The sequence below is a fragment of the Rothia mucilaginosa genome (assembly GCF_964210535.1).
In the GTDB taxonomy this organism is placed as follows: Bacteria; Actinomycetota; Actinomycetes; order Actinomycetales; family Micrococcaceae; genus Rothia; species Rothia mucilaginosa_F.
The window spans coordinates 31,974-48,388 of record NZ_CAXOMR010000004.1 but is presented as its reverse complement, the minus strand read 5'-3'; the positions used below and the strand labels follow the sequence as shown (position 1 = coordinate 48,388).

The window sequence follows — 16,415 nt, the reverse complement described above, 5'->3', positions numbered from 1 at the left end:
CTACCCGAATACAGAAAAAGCCGCGGACCGATGCAAAGAAGCATCAGGTCCGCGGCATTTTTGTGACGTATAACTGAGCTACGTTCCGCGGTTCAGGTTCCACGGTTCAGAGGTGCCACGCTTAGGATGCGACCTTCAGGTTCGCTTCCTGCACCGGGGACTGCTCCGGCAGAGACTCCTCGGAATCCAGACGAACAGGGTTGCCCTCGGCGTCAAAACGCGCTCCGAGGCCCATCTGAATAAAACGGATAGTATTCAGGATCTGGCGCTCGCGGGTCTCCTCATCCGGTGCGTCCTCAGCGCGGCCAGCGCTCGAAGAGAGTGAACCGTGCACGAGCATCGCCAGCTCGCGAATATCGTTCTTGGGAATGTAGTTCTCGGCAATCGCGGCAGAGAGGATATGCGCCAGCACCATCTGTAGCTCGTGCACGTGCTTGCCGAGCTTTGCGTAGGACTCGGGGGAGAGCATGGAGCGCATTGCCGGGCCCGGGGGCAGGTGGCGGCGCGCCAAGTCGTTGATCTGCAGGCGAATGTACACGGCGAGCTGGTCAATCGGGTTTTCGATGCCCTCCAGGCCGACGCGCAGTTCGTTGAGGAAGCGTTCGGTCTCGTCCAGGGCGTAGGCGACCAGCAGTTCGCCCATGTCGGCGAAGTAGTTGTAGACCGCAGTGCGGCCGATGCCGGCGTTCTTGGCGACGTCGGTCATGGTCAGGCCGGAGAGGCCGCGGTTGTAGAGAATCTCGCCGAAGGAGTTGAGGATAGCGCGCTTGGTGTTTTCGCGCTGGGCGGCGTTGGTTGCTGCAGAAATACGAGGCATAGTGACACTCTACCCCAAATCGTCAGCAAATGACGAATTTATCGAATGTGTCACCAAGAAATTTGCGTAATCCATGCAAATTTTCACGAATGTGACAAAATAACCGGTCCTACAGGAACCCCAAACGCGTAGCCGCCGCCAAATCAGCACCCACCAACGACGCAATCGGATACCCCGTATGGCCACGCCCCGGAGTCACCTGCAGAAGAGTCCGCGCACCCAACCCCTCGTAGAACGCGCTACCCTCCTGCGCCGCAATACGCGCCGACCAGCTCCCCTCAGCACTCGTCGCCATACGCCGCCGGCCCGAGGGGGAACGCCCATCCAGCACACCCACATGCCAGCTCATCAGCAGACGCTCATGCGAAGAAGGATTCAGCGCAGCCTGCTCACGCACCCGCGCGGGCACACCGTCAGCGCCGCCGCCGCCGATGAAGGTGGCGCCGCCTCCGCGAATCCAGTCAATATCGTGCGAGAGCAGCTCGTAGCTGAGGAATTCCGCGCCACCCGAATAGCCTGCAAGCCAGACGCGACTCATATCCACCCCGTACGCCAGGGCAATCCCTTCAATGAGAGCGCGGACCATCCTGCCGTTCGAACGGGCGCGAACCCACCAGTTATAGGTCAGCGGAGGCGCATAAGAGCCGGCATCGGTCAGTCGAGGCTCCCGCAGGCTACCCGGCGAAAGCACCGGCACGGACAGCATATTGAACTCAGCCGCCACCTTCGCCAACTCTGCACGCAACGGGGAAGTGCGGCGCAGCAGACGGCTACCGGCACGCGAGAGATGATCACCATCAAAATAGAACAGCACACCGGGCGCAGACTCAGACTCGGTCAGAAGATGCAGGTTATCGACCCTGTAATAGATATTGCGGCCGCGATGCGTAAACGACCGATACCCGAGAAGTTCAGAGGACGCCAGCAGCATCGGCTCAAGAAGGGAAATGCCGGTACGAACCGCATGCGCCGCATAGGTCAGCAGCGGATGCAACCGCGGGATATGTGCGCTGAGCCTACGCTGATTGCGGTGCCGCCTCTTCTGCGCTCGACGTGCAGAACGCCGTAGCGAACGTCGTATCGAGGCGCGTAGAGCACGACCCGTACCCGCTTCCAGCAGGGATGCCACCTGCTCAGTACGGTGAGCGCCGCTGCGGTAAACTCCGCTACGGTGAACTCTGCGGCTCAGTCTCTTCATATCTCCATTGTAAATGTGAGGGTTCTGCCGCTACCGGGATGAGATGGTGCCGCAGGCATCCCACGCCGGGTAACCGGGTGCATGCGGCGTCCACACTCTTGAAAGAGGCGCAGAAACCTGCCGCCGCCACGGCATATAGGTACTATTAGATAGGCTCGGGTGGCAGACGAGCCGGTGAGTAGCGCCCTGCATAGCGTGCTCACCCACCATGCGTGAGGGCGGTGTCCTCGCGTCAAGAAACACATCGCATGAAGAAAGACTTGGGGAAAGTAATGGCTAAACCCGTTAGCGAATCTAAGGCTCAGACGAGCACCGTCAAGGTGCCCTGGGCTGGTCGCCGCGGCTACTTTGATCTGCTGCTGGGCGCGTCCTGCGTCATCCTGATTATCTCGAATATTGGCGCAACCAAGGGCGTGGAGTTCGGCCCGCTGCCCTTCGATCTGCCCGTTATCGGTAACACCATCGTGACCGACGGCGGTTTCTTCCTCTTCCCCCTGGCCTACGTGATTGGCGACCTGCTCTCCGAGGTGTACGGCTTCAAGCGCGCTCGCCGCGCCATCGTGGCTTCCTTCGTGGCAGCCGCCTTTGCCGCCGTGTGCTTCCTAGTCATCATGTACCTGCCGGCCGCGGGATTCTACGAGAACCAGAAGTCCTTTGAGGCGGTGCTGGGCCCCGTGTGGCAGATTTACGCCGGTTCTCTGCTCGGCTACCTGTGCGGCCAGACCCTGAACGCCTGGGTGATGGTGTCCATGAAGAAGGCTACCAAGGGCCGTTTCCTGTGGCTGCGCATGATTGTCTCCACCCTGGTCGGAGAGCTGGTTGACACCGTAATTTTCTGCTCGATTGCGGCTCCGGTGCTCGGCATCGAGACCCCCGAGGCTTTCCTGAACTATGTGCTGGTCGGCTACGTCTACAAGTGCCTGGTTGAGGTTATCCTCATGCCCATTAGCTACCCGATTATTGGTTGGTTCAAGCGTCACGAACTCGAGTACGTGGCATAGGCTAACCTCCTTACAGCTGATGTGCAGAGCCGCCCGGCCTAACGACTGGGCGGCATTGCCTTTTCAGATTTGTTCAATACACAGCATGTCTAAGAAAGAGATACGTTATGTCTAAACTGCAGGGGAACACCCCCGAGCAGTCGGAGAAGAACGACTCGTTGAATCGTTCCCTCTCCCACGGCCAGTTGACCATGATTGCAATGGGCTTGGCGCTGGGTACGGGCCTGTTCCTGGGCTCCTCCTCCGCCATTAAAATTGCGGGCCCTGGCGCAATCCTCTCTTACGCTATTGGTTCGATGATTGCGGCAACCATTGCTGCGTGCGCGGGCGAAATGTCCGTGCGTCATCCCGTCCAGGGCGGTTTCGGCACCATTGCGAGCCGATACCTGAACCCCTTTAGCGGCTATCTGACTCGCTGGGCGTATTGGGCGTGCACCGTGCCGCTGGCTGGTGCTGAGCTGGTGGCGGTTGGCCACTACATGGCGTACTGGTTCCCGGATGTTCCCCTGGCTGTGTTCGTTGCTCTCTTCGGCGCGATTATTCTGGTGCTGAACCTGGTGAGCGTGAAGTCCTTCGGCGCCCTGGAGTTCCTGCTCTCTTCGATTAAGGTTTCTGCCGTCATCGTGTTCATGGTGATTGGTGTACTGCTGGTGTTCGTGGGTCTGCCCGGTCACACCGCTGCGGGTACCGCAAACCTCGTGAACGACGGCGGCTTCCTGCCGAACGGCCCGGCATCCATCTGGATTTCGATGGCTGTTGTCATGTTCTCCTTCGGCGGTGTGGAAATGATTTCTCTCTCCGCCGCGGAGGCGAAGGACCCGGCACGCTCGGTGGCAACCAGCGTGAAGGCAATGATTTGGCGCCTGTCCACCTTCTACGTGGTGTCCATGGCAATTATTCTGTGCCTGGTGCCCTGGCAGACCGCCGCACAGAACTCGGAGCTGACCGAGTCGCCGTTCGTGCTGGTCTTCTCTGAACTGGGTATCCCCTTCGCGGCGGACATCATGAACTTTGTGGTGCTCGTTGCTGCGCTCTCTGGCGCTAACGCCTCCCTGTACGCGGCAACCCGCCTGCTGCATGCCCTGGGCTCCGACCGTATGGCTCCCGCAGTGGCTGCCCGCACCTCCTCGCGCGGCGTACCGGTCGTGGCTCTGCTCATCTCCTTCACCGGCGTTGTCGTGGCAACCGTGATGGCTGTTGCCAAGATTGGCGACATCTTCGCCCTGCTCATGGCGCTGGTGACCCTGTGCATCCTGGTCGTGTGGATTATGATTCTGCTGACCTATCAGGCGTACAAGAAGGACCAGAAGAACGCATCCTCCTTCACCGTGCTGGGTGGTCGCGTCACCGCAGGTCTGGCTCTGGCGGGTGTTCTGGCGACCCTGGCGGCAATGTTCATGCTGCCCGGCTCGGGTGTTCAGGAATCCATCATGGTCGGCATCGTCTTCTTCGTGCTGATTTCTATTGGCTACGCCATCTCCTCGAAGGTTCAGGGCGGTTATGAGCGCCCCGATTTGGACGCTATGCACGCCGACGAGGAAACCAACGCGGCACAGCACTAAATAGCGTGAAAGCCTCGCGAGGCTGAACCATGAAAGGCACCGGATGGGGGAGCACCCCTGCCCGGTGCCTTTTGCTTTCTGCGGGTTCTGGCGGTGCCGTTCTGAACGGCTCGGGCGTGCCCGTAGAATAGTTAACTATTCGCACCTGTCACCGAGGATATGAGGCCGCGGGAGCCGGGTGCGAGCACACATTGCACATCACGCCCCTAAGGCGTACTGACGGAAGGCACCTTCGTGTCCCACAACGACGATACCCGCAGCCACGCTGTAGCGGGGACCGCCGGGCAGCGCACCCTGAAGCGTTCTCTGTCCCACGGACAGATGACCATGATTGTGATGGGTTCCGCGCTTGGTACGGGCCTCTTCTTGGGCTCGGGCACCGCTATTGCGATGGCTGGTCCTGCGGTCATTCTCACTTACGCTATTGGTTCTGCGCTCGCTTCGGTGATTGGTGCGGCAACCGGTGAAATGGCGGTTCGCTACCCTGTCCGCGGCGGTTTCGGCACTATTGCTACCCGCTACCTGGGCCCGTTCGCGGGCTTTTTGACTCGCATCGCCTACTGGACGGCGACTGTGCTGATTGCCGGTGTTGAGCTGGTGTCGGTGGCGACCTACCTGAATTATTGGTGGCCGCAGCTTCCGCTGTGGACGGGTATCGCCGCGTTTGGTGTGGCGCTGATTGTGCTGAACCTGACGAGCGTGAAGTCCTTCGGCATGCTGGAGTTCTTCCTTTCGTCCATTAAGGTCATTTCGATTGTTGCCTTCCTGCTGGTGGGCCTGTGCCTGATTTTCTTCGGTCTGCCCGGCCACGCTGCGGTGGGTACCGCGAACCTCTTCAATGACGGCGGTTTCATGCCGAACGGCCTGCAGTCGGTGTGGCTGTCGCTTGCCGTTGTGATGTTCTCCTTCGGCGGTATTGAGATGATCTCGATTTCTGCCGCGGAGGCGAAGGACCCCTCCCGTTCGGTGCGTTCCTCGGCGAAGGCGATGATGGTTCGCCTGGCGACCTTCTACGTGCTGGCGGTTCTGATTGTTGTTGCCGTCATCCCGTGGCGTTCGGCGTCGGGTCTGGGCGACGCTGTGGATGCTTCCCCGTTCGTTCTGGTCTTTGAGCAGTTGGGCGTGCACGGTGTGGCGCACTTCGTGAACTTTGTGGTGCTGATTGCGGCGCTGTCGAGCGCGAACGCGAACCTGTACGCGGGTGCGCGTCTGCTGCACTCTCTGGCGGCTGACGGCATGGCGCCTATCCAGCTGGCTCAGGTGAACCGCGCTGGCGTTCCGGCTCGTGCGGTATGGCTGTCGACCAGCGGCATGGTCATTGCTATTCTGCTGGCGCTGTACAGCCCGAAGGAAGCATTCCTTTCCATGATTTTCGTGATTATGGTCTGCGCGCTGACCGTGTGGGTTCTGATTCTGTTCGCCTACATTGTGTACAAGCGTGTTGAGCCTGCAACCGATGGTTTCCGCTTGTGGGGTGGCCAGTTCACTGCCGCGGTCGGTGTTCTGCTGCTTTTCGCGGTGTGGGTTGCGCTCTTCATGGTGCGCGGTTCCATGATTCCGGCTGTGGTGGGTGTGGGCTACTTTGTGGTCCTGAGCCTGCTGTACTTTGCTCGTATCCGCCACACTCACGTGATTGATGAGCAGACCTTCGTGGAGGCTCAGCAGGCAACCGGTGAGTACGACGCCATGAAGTACGACGCTGATCATGCTCTGGAGACCGCGGCGAAGCTGGGCCGTTAGGGCCTGCGGTTCTGTGTCCTGGGGGCTTTTCCCTGAGGCCTTGAGCGGGGTAGTCCGCGGCTAGTGCGGGTAATAAACGAAAAATACGGAAAATTTCTGGAATTCCTCGTAATAAACCCGTAAAAATACCGTGGGCTCCCGAAGCCGGTCTATCATGGACAGTGAACCGTATGATCTTGTATGCGTTCAAATGTCTGTGTGTTGGATGAGGCTCGAAAGCATCGTAGCTTTCGAGCCTCATCATTTTAATTTCTGAGCATATTTTTAGAGCATTAAACCTAGATAATGTGTTCATTTGTTTTATAGTGCGAACCTGTGTGAACAGCCCCCTCAAAGCGGCGGGGGAGTAGAGTTAAAACCATGCAAAGCCACGAAAACACCCCCGAAAAGAACTCCGCCTCCGAGGCTGGTACCACCGACGAACTGCTGGTGCACGTACCCGCCCGCTGGGGCGACATGGACGCCTACGGCCACGTCAACAACGTCGCCATGCTCTCGATCATGGAAGAAGCCCGCGTGGCGCTCTTCGGCCCGCCTCCGTCGTCTGGTGAGAAGCCTACCGTGGCACCGCAGCCTCCGATTCCGCTTTTTGACCTGGTTGCCGAGGGCGTGCAGGCGCTCATTGCCGAGCACGGCATCCGCTACCTGGCGCAGCTGCCCTACACCGGCGAGCCCGTACCCGTGCGCCTGAGTGTGGAGAAGGTCAGCGCCGCGTCCGTGCGTATCGGCTACTCGATTCTCTCCCCGGTGGACGGCCGCGAATGCGTGCGTGCCTTCACCGTGTTGGCGTTCTGGGATTCCGTGGCGGGGCGACTGACTCGACTGAGCCCCGAGCAGCGTGAGCTGTTGAGCTCCTACCTGCCGCAGAAGTAGAGGCTGGCGCTCCGCTGTAATAAAACGGCATTGAACGGGGGTAAGCGTATGCTTTAAATACCTTCTGCAAAGGGTGCAAAAGGTTCATTCCCGGGAGAGATAACAATGCCGTTTCACCACACTCAGGCAGGCTCCGCCGGCTGGGGTCGCCGCACGATGCGCGCCACCGGATGCGCCGCCGCCCTGCTCCTCGCCCTGACCGGCTGCTTTGGCGGTTCTAAGAGCGAAAACTCCTCGTCGACCCCCAGCCCCTCCAACACAGCTAACCACTCGAAGTACCCGCTCCCTTCCTCCACGGCGTCGCCCACGAAGAAGACCGAACCGACCGTCACCGAGACCCGGGTATCAGCCCCCGCAGAGAGCGCCGAGGCGAAGGCATCCGAATCCTCCGCACCCGCTGAGGCGAAGGAAACCCCCACCGCGGCCGCGACTCCCACCGGTGACACTCCCCGCGCGCCCGAAAAGGTAGAGGCTGAACGCGCCTCCGCAGGCGAGCGCTGCGGACACATCGGACGCAAGGGCTACCTGAAGACCGGCGCGGAAATCATCGTGCTGCGCGGTACCGTGGACTGCGCCCACGCGCTGGATGTGCTGACCGAGTACGTCACCACCCCGCGTGCTGACGACAACCTGACCCAGCATCAGGTTGCGAAGGTTCAGGACGCCACCTGCTACTGGAACCCGCAGTACGAGATGGCGGAGAACCGTCGCGAGGACCGCGGCGCCCCCGAATGCACTATTGGCGATGATGTCGCCTTCGTGGCGCGCCTGCAGAACCCGGACGCTCCCGACATCCCATTCCTCATGGATCCTGCCCGGTACGATTCCGGTGCCGGCTACTACCGTTTCAAGAGCTACGATGAGCGCACCGTCTGCGAGTTGAACGCCGCTGAGTCGACTCTGACCTGTGAGCGTCGTCTGGGCGGTCAGCTCACCGATGGTAACGGCGCGGTGGGTCGTACCTTCTCGGCGCCGGTGCGCATCACCCGCATGAATTTTGCTACGGGTGCCTACGATGAGCGCGTGGAGGATGTCGCCCCCGCGACCCTGCATGCCGAGAGCACGACTGCGAACACGCTCATGTTGCGCCCGAATAATGTGACGACGTTCCCAGCTGCTTCCGGCAAGCAGATTACCTGCTACGGTGAGCCGGAGGATGGCATGATGACCTGCCACGATGGCGGAACCTACTCGGTGCCCATTGGTGGAGGTCAGTTCTAAAACGGAGCGCGCAGGCATAATGGTTTGTCGATAGCTCAGGAGGGGCTCCCCGCAATGCCGGGGAGGCCTCTCCTTTCGTGCTCTTGGGGCTACTTCGCGAGTTCTTGAGATGTCATATCCACATAGCTAGCTCACAGGTAGCGTCTTTAGAATACTGGTTAGGAACCCGAACCGAAGACGCAGAAAGGTCACCATGCATCCGGCACAGAAGCACTCTACCCAGACTTCTTCTACTACTCTCCGCACCGCTAAGCGTTACAGCCCCGTGGCGCTCGGTGCCACGCTCCTGCTGGCGCTGTCGGCATGCTCCGGAGGCGCAACCACCGCCTCCCCGAGCGCTACCGTAGCCCCCAGCCCGAGCGCTACGAGTGCAAAGGCGACCCCGTCTCCCACTCGCACCGTAACGGTTACTGAGAGCACCCCGACTGCGGGCACTGTGCACACCCCCGCCGCGGAGGCGACCGTTACCCCTGGCACCATCACCACCGTAAGCCCTGCAACGACTGCTCAGGCGAGCGCGAAGGCGAGCTCCTCCGCATCGGCGAAGGCCGGTTCGAACGCTTCGGCGAGCGCATCGACCACCGCTAGCCTGTCCAGCTCGGATGTTCAGTCTGCTGGCGGTAGCTGCGGCAGCATGGACGCTACCGGCTACCTGAAGCACAACGGAGTTGTTCAGGTGACCTCCGGCGCGGTGGATTGCCTGTTTGCGCGTGAGCTGATCCGCCAGTTTGTGGTGCAGAACCCCGCCGAGGTGACCGATAAGGCGAATGGTGAGCGTACCGTCATGTCGGCGCGCTGCTACTGGAAGCCGGGCGACGGCGCGGATCGTGCGACCCCCGAGTGCGTGTCCCTGGATGGTGGCAGCACCGTCATTACCGTGAAGCTGACCAACTAGTTTACGACTCACACCCGGCAGGGCACACCCCAGAAGGAACCCCCCCGCAAGCACGGGTGTTAAACACAAGCGCCGCGTTGACGACTCATTCGTCAACGCGGCGCTTTCGTGTCTCGAAGCTATCTCAAGCAGCTGGCGCGGCGGGTTTTAGAGCTCCCCGCGGGTGCGGGCGGCGAGCACGTCATCCAGGCGGGCGAAGGTCGAACGCCAGGTGGTGCGCACCTCCTCGTGGACCGAGGCGGGCATGGGTCCAATCTCGATAACGATGCGGGTACCGGAGCCCACACCGTCGGCGGTAATCACGGTTTCGGGGAAGAAACGGTGACGCTGGTACACCAGCACGCTACCGGGGTTGCCCAGGTGGTCGGGCAGCTGCTCGGCGTACTCAATCTCCTTGAACGGTTCAATGCTCAAAAAGCGGCTCTGCAGAATGCAGGACACCGAGGGGTCAACCTCGTTGATCATGGACAGGCGCTGCATGCCGCCGACGACGGGCTCCACGACAACGTCGGTGGGGCGCACGTGCCAGCCGGCGGGGCCGTACCAGCGGACCAGCAGTTCGGGGTCCAGGTAGGCGCCGAAGACGTCCTCGACCGGGGCTGCGATCTCGTGGTCGAAGACGAGAAGCTCCTCATCGGGAACATGAGTGATGCTCATAGGGTTCTCCTTAAATAGGTTGAAGAGCGGGTTTAGGGCTTCTTGCCGGAGTAGTAGTTGCCGAGGAACTCGTCACGGTACTCGAAGTAGGTGCCGTCCTTGATGGCTTCGCGGGCGTCGTCCACCATGCGCACGATGAAACGCTCATTGTGGATGGAGGCGAGGGTCGCCGCCAGACGCTCGTCCGCCTTGAAGAGGTGACGCAGGTAGGCGCGGGTGTAGTGGGTGCAGGTGTAGCAATCGCAGCCCTCGTAGATGGGCGAGAAGTCCGCCTTGAAGCGCGCGTTGGTGATGTTGTAGCGGCCGGTGGGGGAGTAGACGGCGGCGTTGCGTGCCACGCGGGTGGGGGAGACGCAGTCGAAGGTGTCTACACCGTTCTCGATGCCGACGAAGATGTCGTCGGGTTCGGAGATGCCGAGCAGGTGGCGGGGCTTGGATTCGGGCAGCTCTTCGGCGCACCAGCGCACGATGGTACCGAGGTTTTCCTTCTCGAGTGCACCACCGATGCCGAAGCCGTCGAAGGGCATGGAGCCGAGATCCTGGCATGCCTTGCGGCGCAGGTCTTCGTACTGGGCGCCCTGAATCACGCCGAACAGTGCCTGGTAGGGCTTGCCCACGCGCTCTGCGGTGAGACGCTGGTGCTCAGCGATGCAGCGCAGCGCCCACAGACGGGTGCGTTCGAGCGCCTCCTCCTGGTAGCCGCGGGAGTTGTAGAGGGTGGTCAGCTCGTCGAAGGCGAACATGACGTCGGCACCAATCTGGTGCTGAACCTGCATGGACACCTCGGGAGTGAAGCGGTGAATCGAGCCGTCAATATGCGACTTGAAGTTCACGCCGTCGTCGTCAATGTGGGCGAGGCGTTCCTTGCCCTTCGCCACGTCGTCGTCGCCGAGGGGGCGGCCGTCGGCGCCCTTAGCGTCCGCGACGGTACCCATATCGATAACCTTCTTGAAGCCGGAGCCCAGGCTCATGACCTGGAATCCGCCGGAGTCGGTGAAGGTGGGTCCGTCCCAGTTCATGAATGCGCCCAGGCCGCCTGCCGCGTCGAGGATTTCGGGGCCGGGCTGCAGGTACAGGTGGTAGGCGTTGGAGAGCAGAGCCTGAGCGCCGAGCTCCTTCATGGATTCGGGCAGGACCGCCTTGACGGTTGCCTTGGTGCCCACGGGGGTGAAGGCGGGGGTCTGGATCTGTCCGTGCGGGGTGGTGATGACACCGGTGCGTCCGCGGAACTGTCCGCCGTTGGCTTCTACACGTTCAGCGCTGGGGGAGGCGGTGTCCGCCAGGCGGCTGGTGATGGTGAAGCCAAAGTCCTCGGTAGGGAAAGAATTATCTAGAACGCTCATTCTTCTCTCGATTGTTTGCTTTCCGTCTGAATGTCTACACCCTAGCCTACCGGAAAACCCCGCCTCTCTTGCCGGAGGCGGGGTTCACGAGAATTTAGCTGAGGGTAGCTGGGTTTAGCTCGCCTTAGCCGGCGAAGTCGCCGAGCATATCCACAGTCGGCACGAAGAAGAGGGTGCCGGTCACCGCAGTGCTGAAATCCAGCAGACGGTCGTAGTTGGCGCCATCCACGCCGGTGAACATGTTCATGAGCATCTTCCGGACGGTCGAGAAGGTGCTGGCGTAGCAGATGAAGTAGGTGCCCAGCTCGTTGTTACCCACGGTGCCGAAGGGCATGTTGTCGCGAATAACCTTGAAATCGTCACCGATATTGGCAATAGCGGAGTGCGAGTTGGCGGGCTTCTCGTCCTCGCTCATCTCGATGTCGTCGTGCTTGGAGCGGCCAATGACCTTCTCCTGCTCGGAGACGGGCAGGGCGTTCCACGCGGTCATGTCGTGGATGTACTTCTGCACGAACTGGTAGCTGCCGCCCCTGTACATGGGGTCGCTGTCACCGATGACGCCAAAGTATTCGCGTGCCGCGGGGGTCTGCGGGTTCTCGGTGCCGTCCACAAAACCGATGATGGAGCGGCCGTCCCAGTAGCGGAAGCCGTGCACCTCATCCAGTACCTCGGCAACATCGCGCAGAGCCGCGGTAATAGCGGACGCCATATCGTAGGCGACGGACGGCTGGGTCGCGCGGATGTGGAAGTGCAGATCGCCGGGAGTGGACACCGCGGTGTGCTTAGGGCCCCTAATCTCCTCGAACTCCACGAGCTCTTGCGGCAGCGGCTTGGGCAGATCCAGGGTCAGCCACGCGCTGTGGCTGATACCCAGCACAACGCTGGCGTTCTCGGGAGAGTAGCGGTTCGCGGCGGTGTGGTTGAGGTTAATAACGAGCCCGCAGAGGTTCTGGAACCCCTCAATGAGCGCATCCTGGCTGATGTCTTCCTTGAACTTCCACACCATGAAAATGGTGTTAGCGTTCGGGCTGGCAGTGACCTGTTGTGATTCTGAAGCAAGCATAAAGTTCACCGTACGCCTGCCTGCAAGCCCCCGCAATGAAACCAGCCCTAACCTTTCTGCACTGGTGAGAGAATGCGACGATGCGAGAACGCACCGCTGGGAGAAGATTAGGGCTGGGGCAAAGAACGGCAGCTTTTTTAGAAGCCGTGGGAGGCGAGGTCACGGGCATGCGCCAGACGCGCCGCCGTCTCAAAAATAGTCCACGCCTGCACCTGGGTGGACAGCTCCACCGGCGCACCGGGCTTCACGACCTTGCTCATCGGCTCGGTAAAGCGCGGGGAGAACTGCACGAGCGCCTTACCGCGAATCTCGTTCGGGTCAATGCCGTACTCGTTCATCGGCAGGTCGGGGTCGAACTCGCGGCGACCCTCCCACAGGGCGCGTGCGGTCGAGTACACCAGGGTGGATGCGAGCGCTCGCGCCTCATCGCTGAGCAGCGGCGAGGATGCCGCCATGCCCAGGTAGCGCACGAGAATGCCGGTGAACAGGCCGCCGTCGCCGTCACCGTGAGAGACGAGGATGCGGCGGCGAGCACCGGAGAGGAACTCCACCTCTTCGGTCATGTGCTTGACGATACCGACGATGAGGCGCTCGGCGCGCTCGGCAGGATCCACCTCGCAGGGCACACCGGATGCCGCCAAACTCAGCAGCGCACCCAGGGCGGTTCCCTGGTTGTAGGTGAATTCGCCGCGCTCGTACTCGTACTCGTCGCCGCGCACGTTCACGCCGTCAATATAGAGCGAACGTTCTGCATCCCAGAGGGTTTCATTCATCCAGTCTATGAGCGCGGCGGCAGTCTTCGGGTCGCCCGCACGCACATACGCCAGGGCGGTCGGCGCGGTCGCCGCAGCATTCACGAAATCACGCTTGGACTTGCGCCAACTCATGCCGCCCACCGGGGAGAAACCCTTCGCCAGCTGCTCGAAGAGAGCCGCGCCAGCATCCTGAGCGGCAACATCGTTCGCGCCGGTGAGCTCAATGCAGAAGGAATTCATGCGGCCCACCGCGAGGGTCAGCCACGCCATATCGTCAAAGTAGTCGTTCGCGAAGCGGCCGTAGTTACGCACGTTAATGCCGCGCAACAGCGCGCGGGCACGGTGCAGCTCCTCCTGAGCGGCGGTGATATCGCCCTCGCGCAGGTGACGCTGACCGGCATCGATCACGCAATCCAGCAGGTGCGCCTGCCACCAGTAATGCCAAGCGTTCAGGCGCTGGCTCAGCGGGCGCGGGTCCGGCACCTGCACCGAACCGATGAGGGCGCCGGGAACGCCAAGAATACGATGCACGAAGGTGTCGGTGACGCTGACGGCTGCGGCAGCGGCATGCGAGGAGGTGCGCTCGGCGTACTCGCTAATCGACTCCAGAGACTGCGCGTTGTGGGAAGACGGCTGGGAATTCATGGACCCTCTGTAGTGTGCGGTGAAGTATTACGTCTGAAATTATCCCATTTTTTGCCCTCTGAGCGCCCGGATGCTGTGGGCGGGCTCTCGGGTGTGATCCCTCTTCGAGAGCCCGCCAAGAAGATGCACCGCAGGGAACGGGATGAACGACACTCAAAAACCGCTTAGGCGGCGGCAGCCAGCGAACGTCCGCTGTACAGATCCACCCGCTCACCGGTGATGGGGTGCTCAAAGTGCAGGCTATACGCCAGCAACTGCAGCGGGTACTCGGGGCGGTCGGGCGCGTCGGGTAGCACCTGCGGGTAGAGCACATCGCCCAGAATGGGGGAACCTAAAAGGTTCAGGTGCGCCCGCAGCTGGTGCGTCTTGCCGGTGTGAGGAGCCAAATCGTAGAGCGCCCATTCTCTATTCGGTTCGGTGCGCCAGCCCTCAACCGCCTGCGCGCTCGGGGTGAAAGTCCGCAGAATCTTCGCGGTTGTCAGCGTATTCGGCTCCACGCCCTGCGCCGCGCACTGTTCCTCAGAAAACTGCTGAACCTGCAACTGATCGCGAATCTTCTGAATATGCGAACGCACCTGCAGGCCCTCCGCACTCAGCGCCCGCTCCGCGGCGGCGGGGTCGGCGGGCACCGGCGCTACGGCGCGGTAGGTCTTCGACACCTGACGATGCTGAAACATCATCTGGAAGGGACGGCGCGCCTCCACGGTCTTAGCAAAAAGCAACACGCCCGCGGTCGGGCGGTCCAGGCGGTGAATCGGAATCAGCAGCGGGTTCTGCTCGCGCACCCGCAACTTGGTCAGCGCAGTCTGCGCAATATAGGAACCGCGCGGGGTGGTCGGCAGAAAATGCGGTTTATCAATCGCCAGCACGTGCTCATCCTCGTAGAGCACCGGCATGTCCGAGGGCAGCTCCGGTTCGTCGGCAAGCTCGCGGAAGTACCAGATGCGCTCGCCCGGCATGTAGGGGCTATCGCTGGTCAGGATTGTGCCGTCGTCCAGGTGCACCTCGCCAGTGTCGAATCGGGCGTGAATAATCTGCGGGTCGTTCGGGTAGAAGCGCGCAATCAGATAGTCCGCAATGGTCGCCGGGGCGGTGCTATTCGGGAAGAGCTCGACGGGGAGCTCCTCTAGGTGCGGCAGAATCAGCTGAATCGGGTCGATGCCGTTCTTCTGAGCCAGGGGAGGGGTCAGGAGGCGTCGGTGCGTGCGGCGTGCAGGCTTCGCCTGGTAGTTTGCGCCGGGCTGTGTACTGGGTTGCGTGCGGGTGGTGTTCTGTGCGGGCATGGCTCTACTCTACCGCCTGCGCGGGGCTGGTCGGTGACGGCTCAGATGAGCAGAGCTGAACCGGGCTGTCTACCGGATGAGGCGGGTGGAAATAATGCCGTGGGTCTGGCTGTGGGGTTGCGAAAATCAGTTTTGTCTGACACTCATGCACGTTTGTGTGAATGCGTGGAGCAAAAAACGAAAACTTCACAAATTTTTGAAATTATTGGACATTTAATTTAAAAAAGCTGCATTAATTTTACAAAAAACAGTGTTTAAGTGCGGTATTTTCGAAAATGCTGTCAAATCAGAAACTAATAACCCTCAATTTAGCCCCTGTGGTTTTTCTAAGTATAAAAGATGTAAAGCAATTAAAGACCTGCTAACCTTGGCATCCTACGTCATAAACACCTTAATAAAGGCTGGAAACCGCCTTAAAGCGGTACGATTAAGACACAGAAGTTCGAAATGTCGAACGAAGGGGTCGAAATGGGACAGAAACAGCGCAAGGATGCAGAGATTAAAGGAACAGCCCCGATGACAGCGATGCAATCGGACAATTCTCAAACACCGGAAAATAAAGCAGGAGAGGTTATGGAACATTCACAAAAGAATGCAGAGCCTCGCACCGGTGCCCTGCGCATGGAACCGCACGAACGCGAAGAGCAAATTCTGAAAATTGCTGCAGAACATTTCACTCGCCGCGGCGTGCTCGGTGCCTCCATGAGCGCTATTGCCCGCGATGCAGGCATCACCCGAGCCCTGCTCTACCACTACTTCCCCGGCAAGGATTCCCTGGCGGCAGCCGTCACCCGACGCGAGGCCAACGCGGTCCTTGAGGCTCTTGGCGAGCACCACGAAAACCCCGAGGAAGCACTCCGCAGGGCACTGCGCACCTACTTCCTCGTCGTAGCCGGTGTCCCCACCCCCGGTGGGGAAGACTTCCCGAACAACCCCACCGACTACCTCGAGTGGATGCTCGAGCGCACCGGCATGCCGATTAATGACCGCACCCGCGTCATCCTCGGAGGCTGGTTGCAGCTCGTCGATTACTTTGCCCTGCACGTCGTGCAGCTCAACCCCCGCGATCAGCGCACCGTTCGCTCCCGCGGTCTCGGACTCGAAGAAGCTATCGACCTGTGCTTGGGCGCCGTGGACACCCTCACCGGCGGCTACTAATCACCTCAAGAGGTGACAGGTCAATGTAGGACTTCCCGCTCCGATGTTTGGTTATGTGCTCCACGGCAAAGGCGACGTGGACATCCGGGCGGTTATTCCTCCACCACGCCGCTTGCGACGTGGTGGACTCCGGGAACACCACCCGGTTCGTGAGTAGGGAAACATAATGCCCCGTACCCCCTTTCCGTGAGGGTACGGGGCATT

Annotated in this window: 14 protein-coding genes; 7 read left to right on the top strand and 7 right to left on the bottom strand. The window is 60.8% G+C overall.

The window, feature by feature from the left end:
* Positions 1 to 121: 121 nt before the first annotated feature.
* Both AB8C10_RS02565 and AB8C10_RS02560 read right to left on the bottom strand, forming a co-directional pair.
* The gene (locus AB8C10_RS02565; protein WP_049340301.1) at positions 122 to 817 is read right to left on the bottom strand and encodes a TetR/AcrR family transcriptional regulator; all 696 of its coding nucleotides are present in this window, start codon (positions 815 to 817) and stop codon (positions 122 to 124) included.
* Positions 818 to 926: 109 nt separating this feature from the next.
* Positions 927 to 2,015 carry a hypothetical protein gene (locus AB8C10_RS02560; protein WP_368866742.1) on the bottom strand — a complete coding sequence of 363 codons (1,089 nt, stop codon included), beginning with the start codon at positions 2,013 to 2,015 and terminating at the stop codon, positions 927 to 929.
* 272 nt (positions 2,016 to 2,287) lie between these two features.
* On the opposite strand from AB8C10_RS02560, the gene AB8C10_RS02555 reads away from it, so the two are divergent.
* From AB8C10_RS02555 to AB8C10_RS02530, 6 genes are all read left to right on the top strand, one after another.
* Positions 2,288 to 3,016 carry a queuosine precursor transporter gene (locus AB8C10_RS02555; RefSeq protein ID WP_368866741.1) on the top strand — a complete coding sequence of 243 codons (729 nt, stop codon included), beginning with the start codon at positions 2,288 to 2,290 and terminating at the stop codon, positions 3,014 to 3,016.
* A gap of 107 nt (positions 3,017 to 3,123) precedes the next feature.
* Positions 3,124 to 4,578 (top strand): amino acid permease, encoded by a 1,455-nt coding sequence (locus AB8C10_RS02550; RefSeq protein ID WP_368866740.1) that lies wholly within the window; start codon positions 3,124 to 3,126, stop codon positions 4,576 to 4,578.
* Positions 4,579 to 4,812: 234 nt separating this feature from the next.
* The gene (locus AB8C10_RS02545; RefSeq protein WP_368866739.1) at positions 4,813 to 6,318 is read left to right on the top strand and encodes an amino acid permease; all 1,506 of its coding nucleotides are present in this window, start codon (positions 4,813 to 4,815) and stop codon (positions 6,316 to 6,318) included.
* A 360-nt stretch (positions 6,319 to 6,678) separates the two neighbouring features.
* Positions 6,679 to 7,191, top strand: coding sequence for an acyl-CoA thioesterase (locus tag AB8C10_RS02540; RefSeq protein ID WP_368866738.1), 513 nt, complete (start codon positions 6,679 to 6,681; stop codon positions 7,189 to 7,191).
* Positions 7,192 to 7,296: 105 nt separating this feature from the next.
* Positions 7,297 to 8,412, top strand: a complete 1,116-nt coding sequence (locus tag AB8C10_RS02535) for a phosphoglycerol transferase (RefSeq protein WP_368866737.1) — start codon at positions 7,297 to 7,299, stop codon at positions 8,410 to 8,412.
* A gap of 193 nt (positions 8,413 to 8,605) precedes the next feature.
* Positions 8,606 to 9,307 (top strand): hypothetical protein, encoded by a 702-nt coding sequence (locus AB8C10_RS02530; protein WP_368866736.1) that lies wholly within the window; start codon positions 8,606 to 8,608, stop codon positions 9,305 to 9,307.
* A gap of 147 nt (positions 9,308 to 9,454) precedes the next feature.
* Here the strand turns inward: AB8C10_RS02530 and AB8C10_RS02525 are convergent, their stop codons facing one another.
* The 5 genes from AB8C10_RS02525 to AB8C10_RS02505 form a co-directional block, all read right to left on the bottom strand.
* Positions 9,455 to 9,964, bottom strand: a complete 510-nt coding sequence (locus AB8C10_RS02525) for an SRPBCC domain-containing protein (protein ID WP_368866735.1) — start codon at positions 9,962 to 9,964, stop codon at positions 9,455 to 9,457.
* Positions 9,965 to 9,996: 32 nt separating this feature from the next.
* Positions 9,997 to 11,307 carry a tRNA guanosine(34) transglycosylase Tgt gene (gene tgt, locus AB8C10_RS02520; RefSeq protein ID WP_044150805.1) on the bottom strand — a complete coding sequence of 437 codons (1,311 nt, stop codon included), beginning with the start codon at positions 11,305 to 11,307 and terminating at the stop codon, positions 9,997 to 9,999.
* 124 nt (positions 11,308 to 11,431) lie between these two features.
* The gene (locus AB8C10_RS02515) at positions 11,432 to 12,370 is read right to left on the bottom strand and encodes a Dyp-type peroxidase (protein WP_368866734.1); all 939 of its coding nucleotides are present in this window, start codon (positions 12,368 to 12,370) and stop codon (positions 11,432 to 11,434) included.
* A gap of 137 nt (positions 12,371 to 12,507) precedes the next feature.
* Complete coding sequence (locus tag AB8C10_RS02510; protein WP_368866733.1) at positions 12,508 to 13,770, bottom strand: glycoside hydrolase family 76 protein; 1,263 nt, start codon at positions 13,768 to 13,770, stop codon at positions 12,508 to 12,510.
* Positions 13,771 to 13,934: 164 nt separating this feature from the next.
* Positions 13,935 to 15,053, bottom strand: a complete 1,119-nt coding sequence (locus AB8C10_RS02505) for a pseudouridine synthase (protein ID WP_368866732.1) — start codon at positions 15,051 to 15,053, stop codon at positions 13,935 to 13,937.
* Positions 15,054 to 15,626: 573 nt separating this feature from the next.
* Here AB8C10_RS02505 and AB8C10_RS02500 point away from each other — a divergent pair.
* On the top strand, positions 15,627 to 16,211 hold the full coding sequence (locus tag AB8C10_RS02500; protein ID WP_311450006.1) for a TetR/AcrR family transcriptional regulator: 585 nt from the start codon (positions 15,627 to 15,629) through the stop codon (positions 16,209 to 16,211).
* Positions 16,212 to 16,415: the final 204 nt, after the last annotated feature.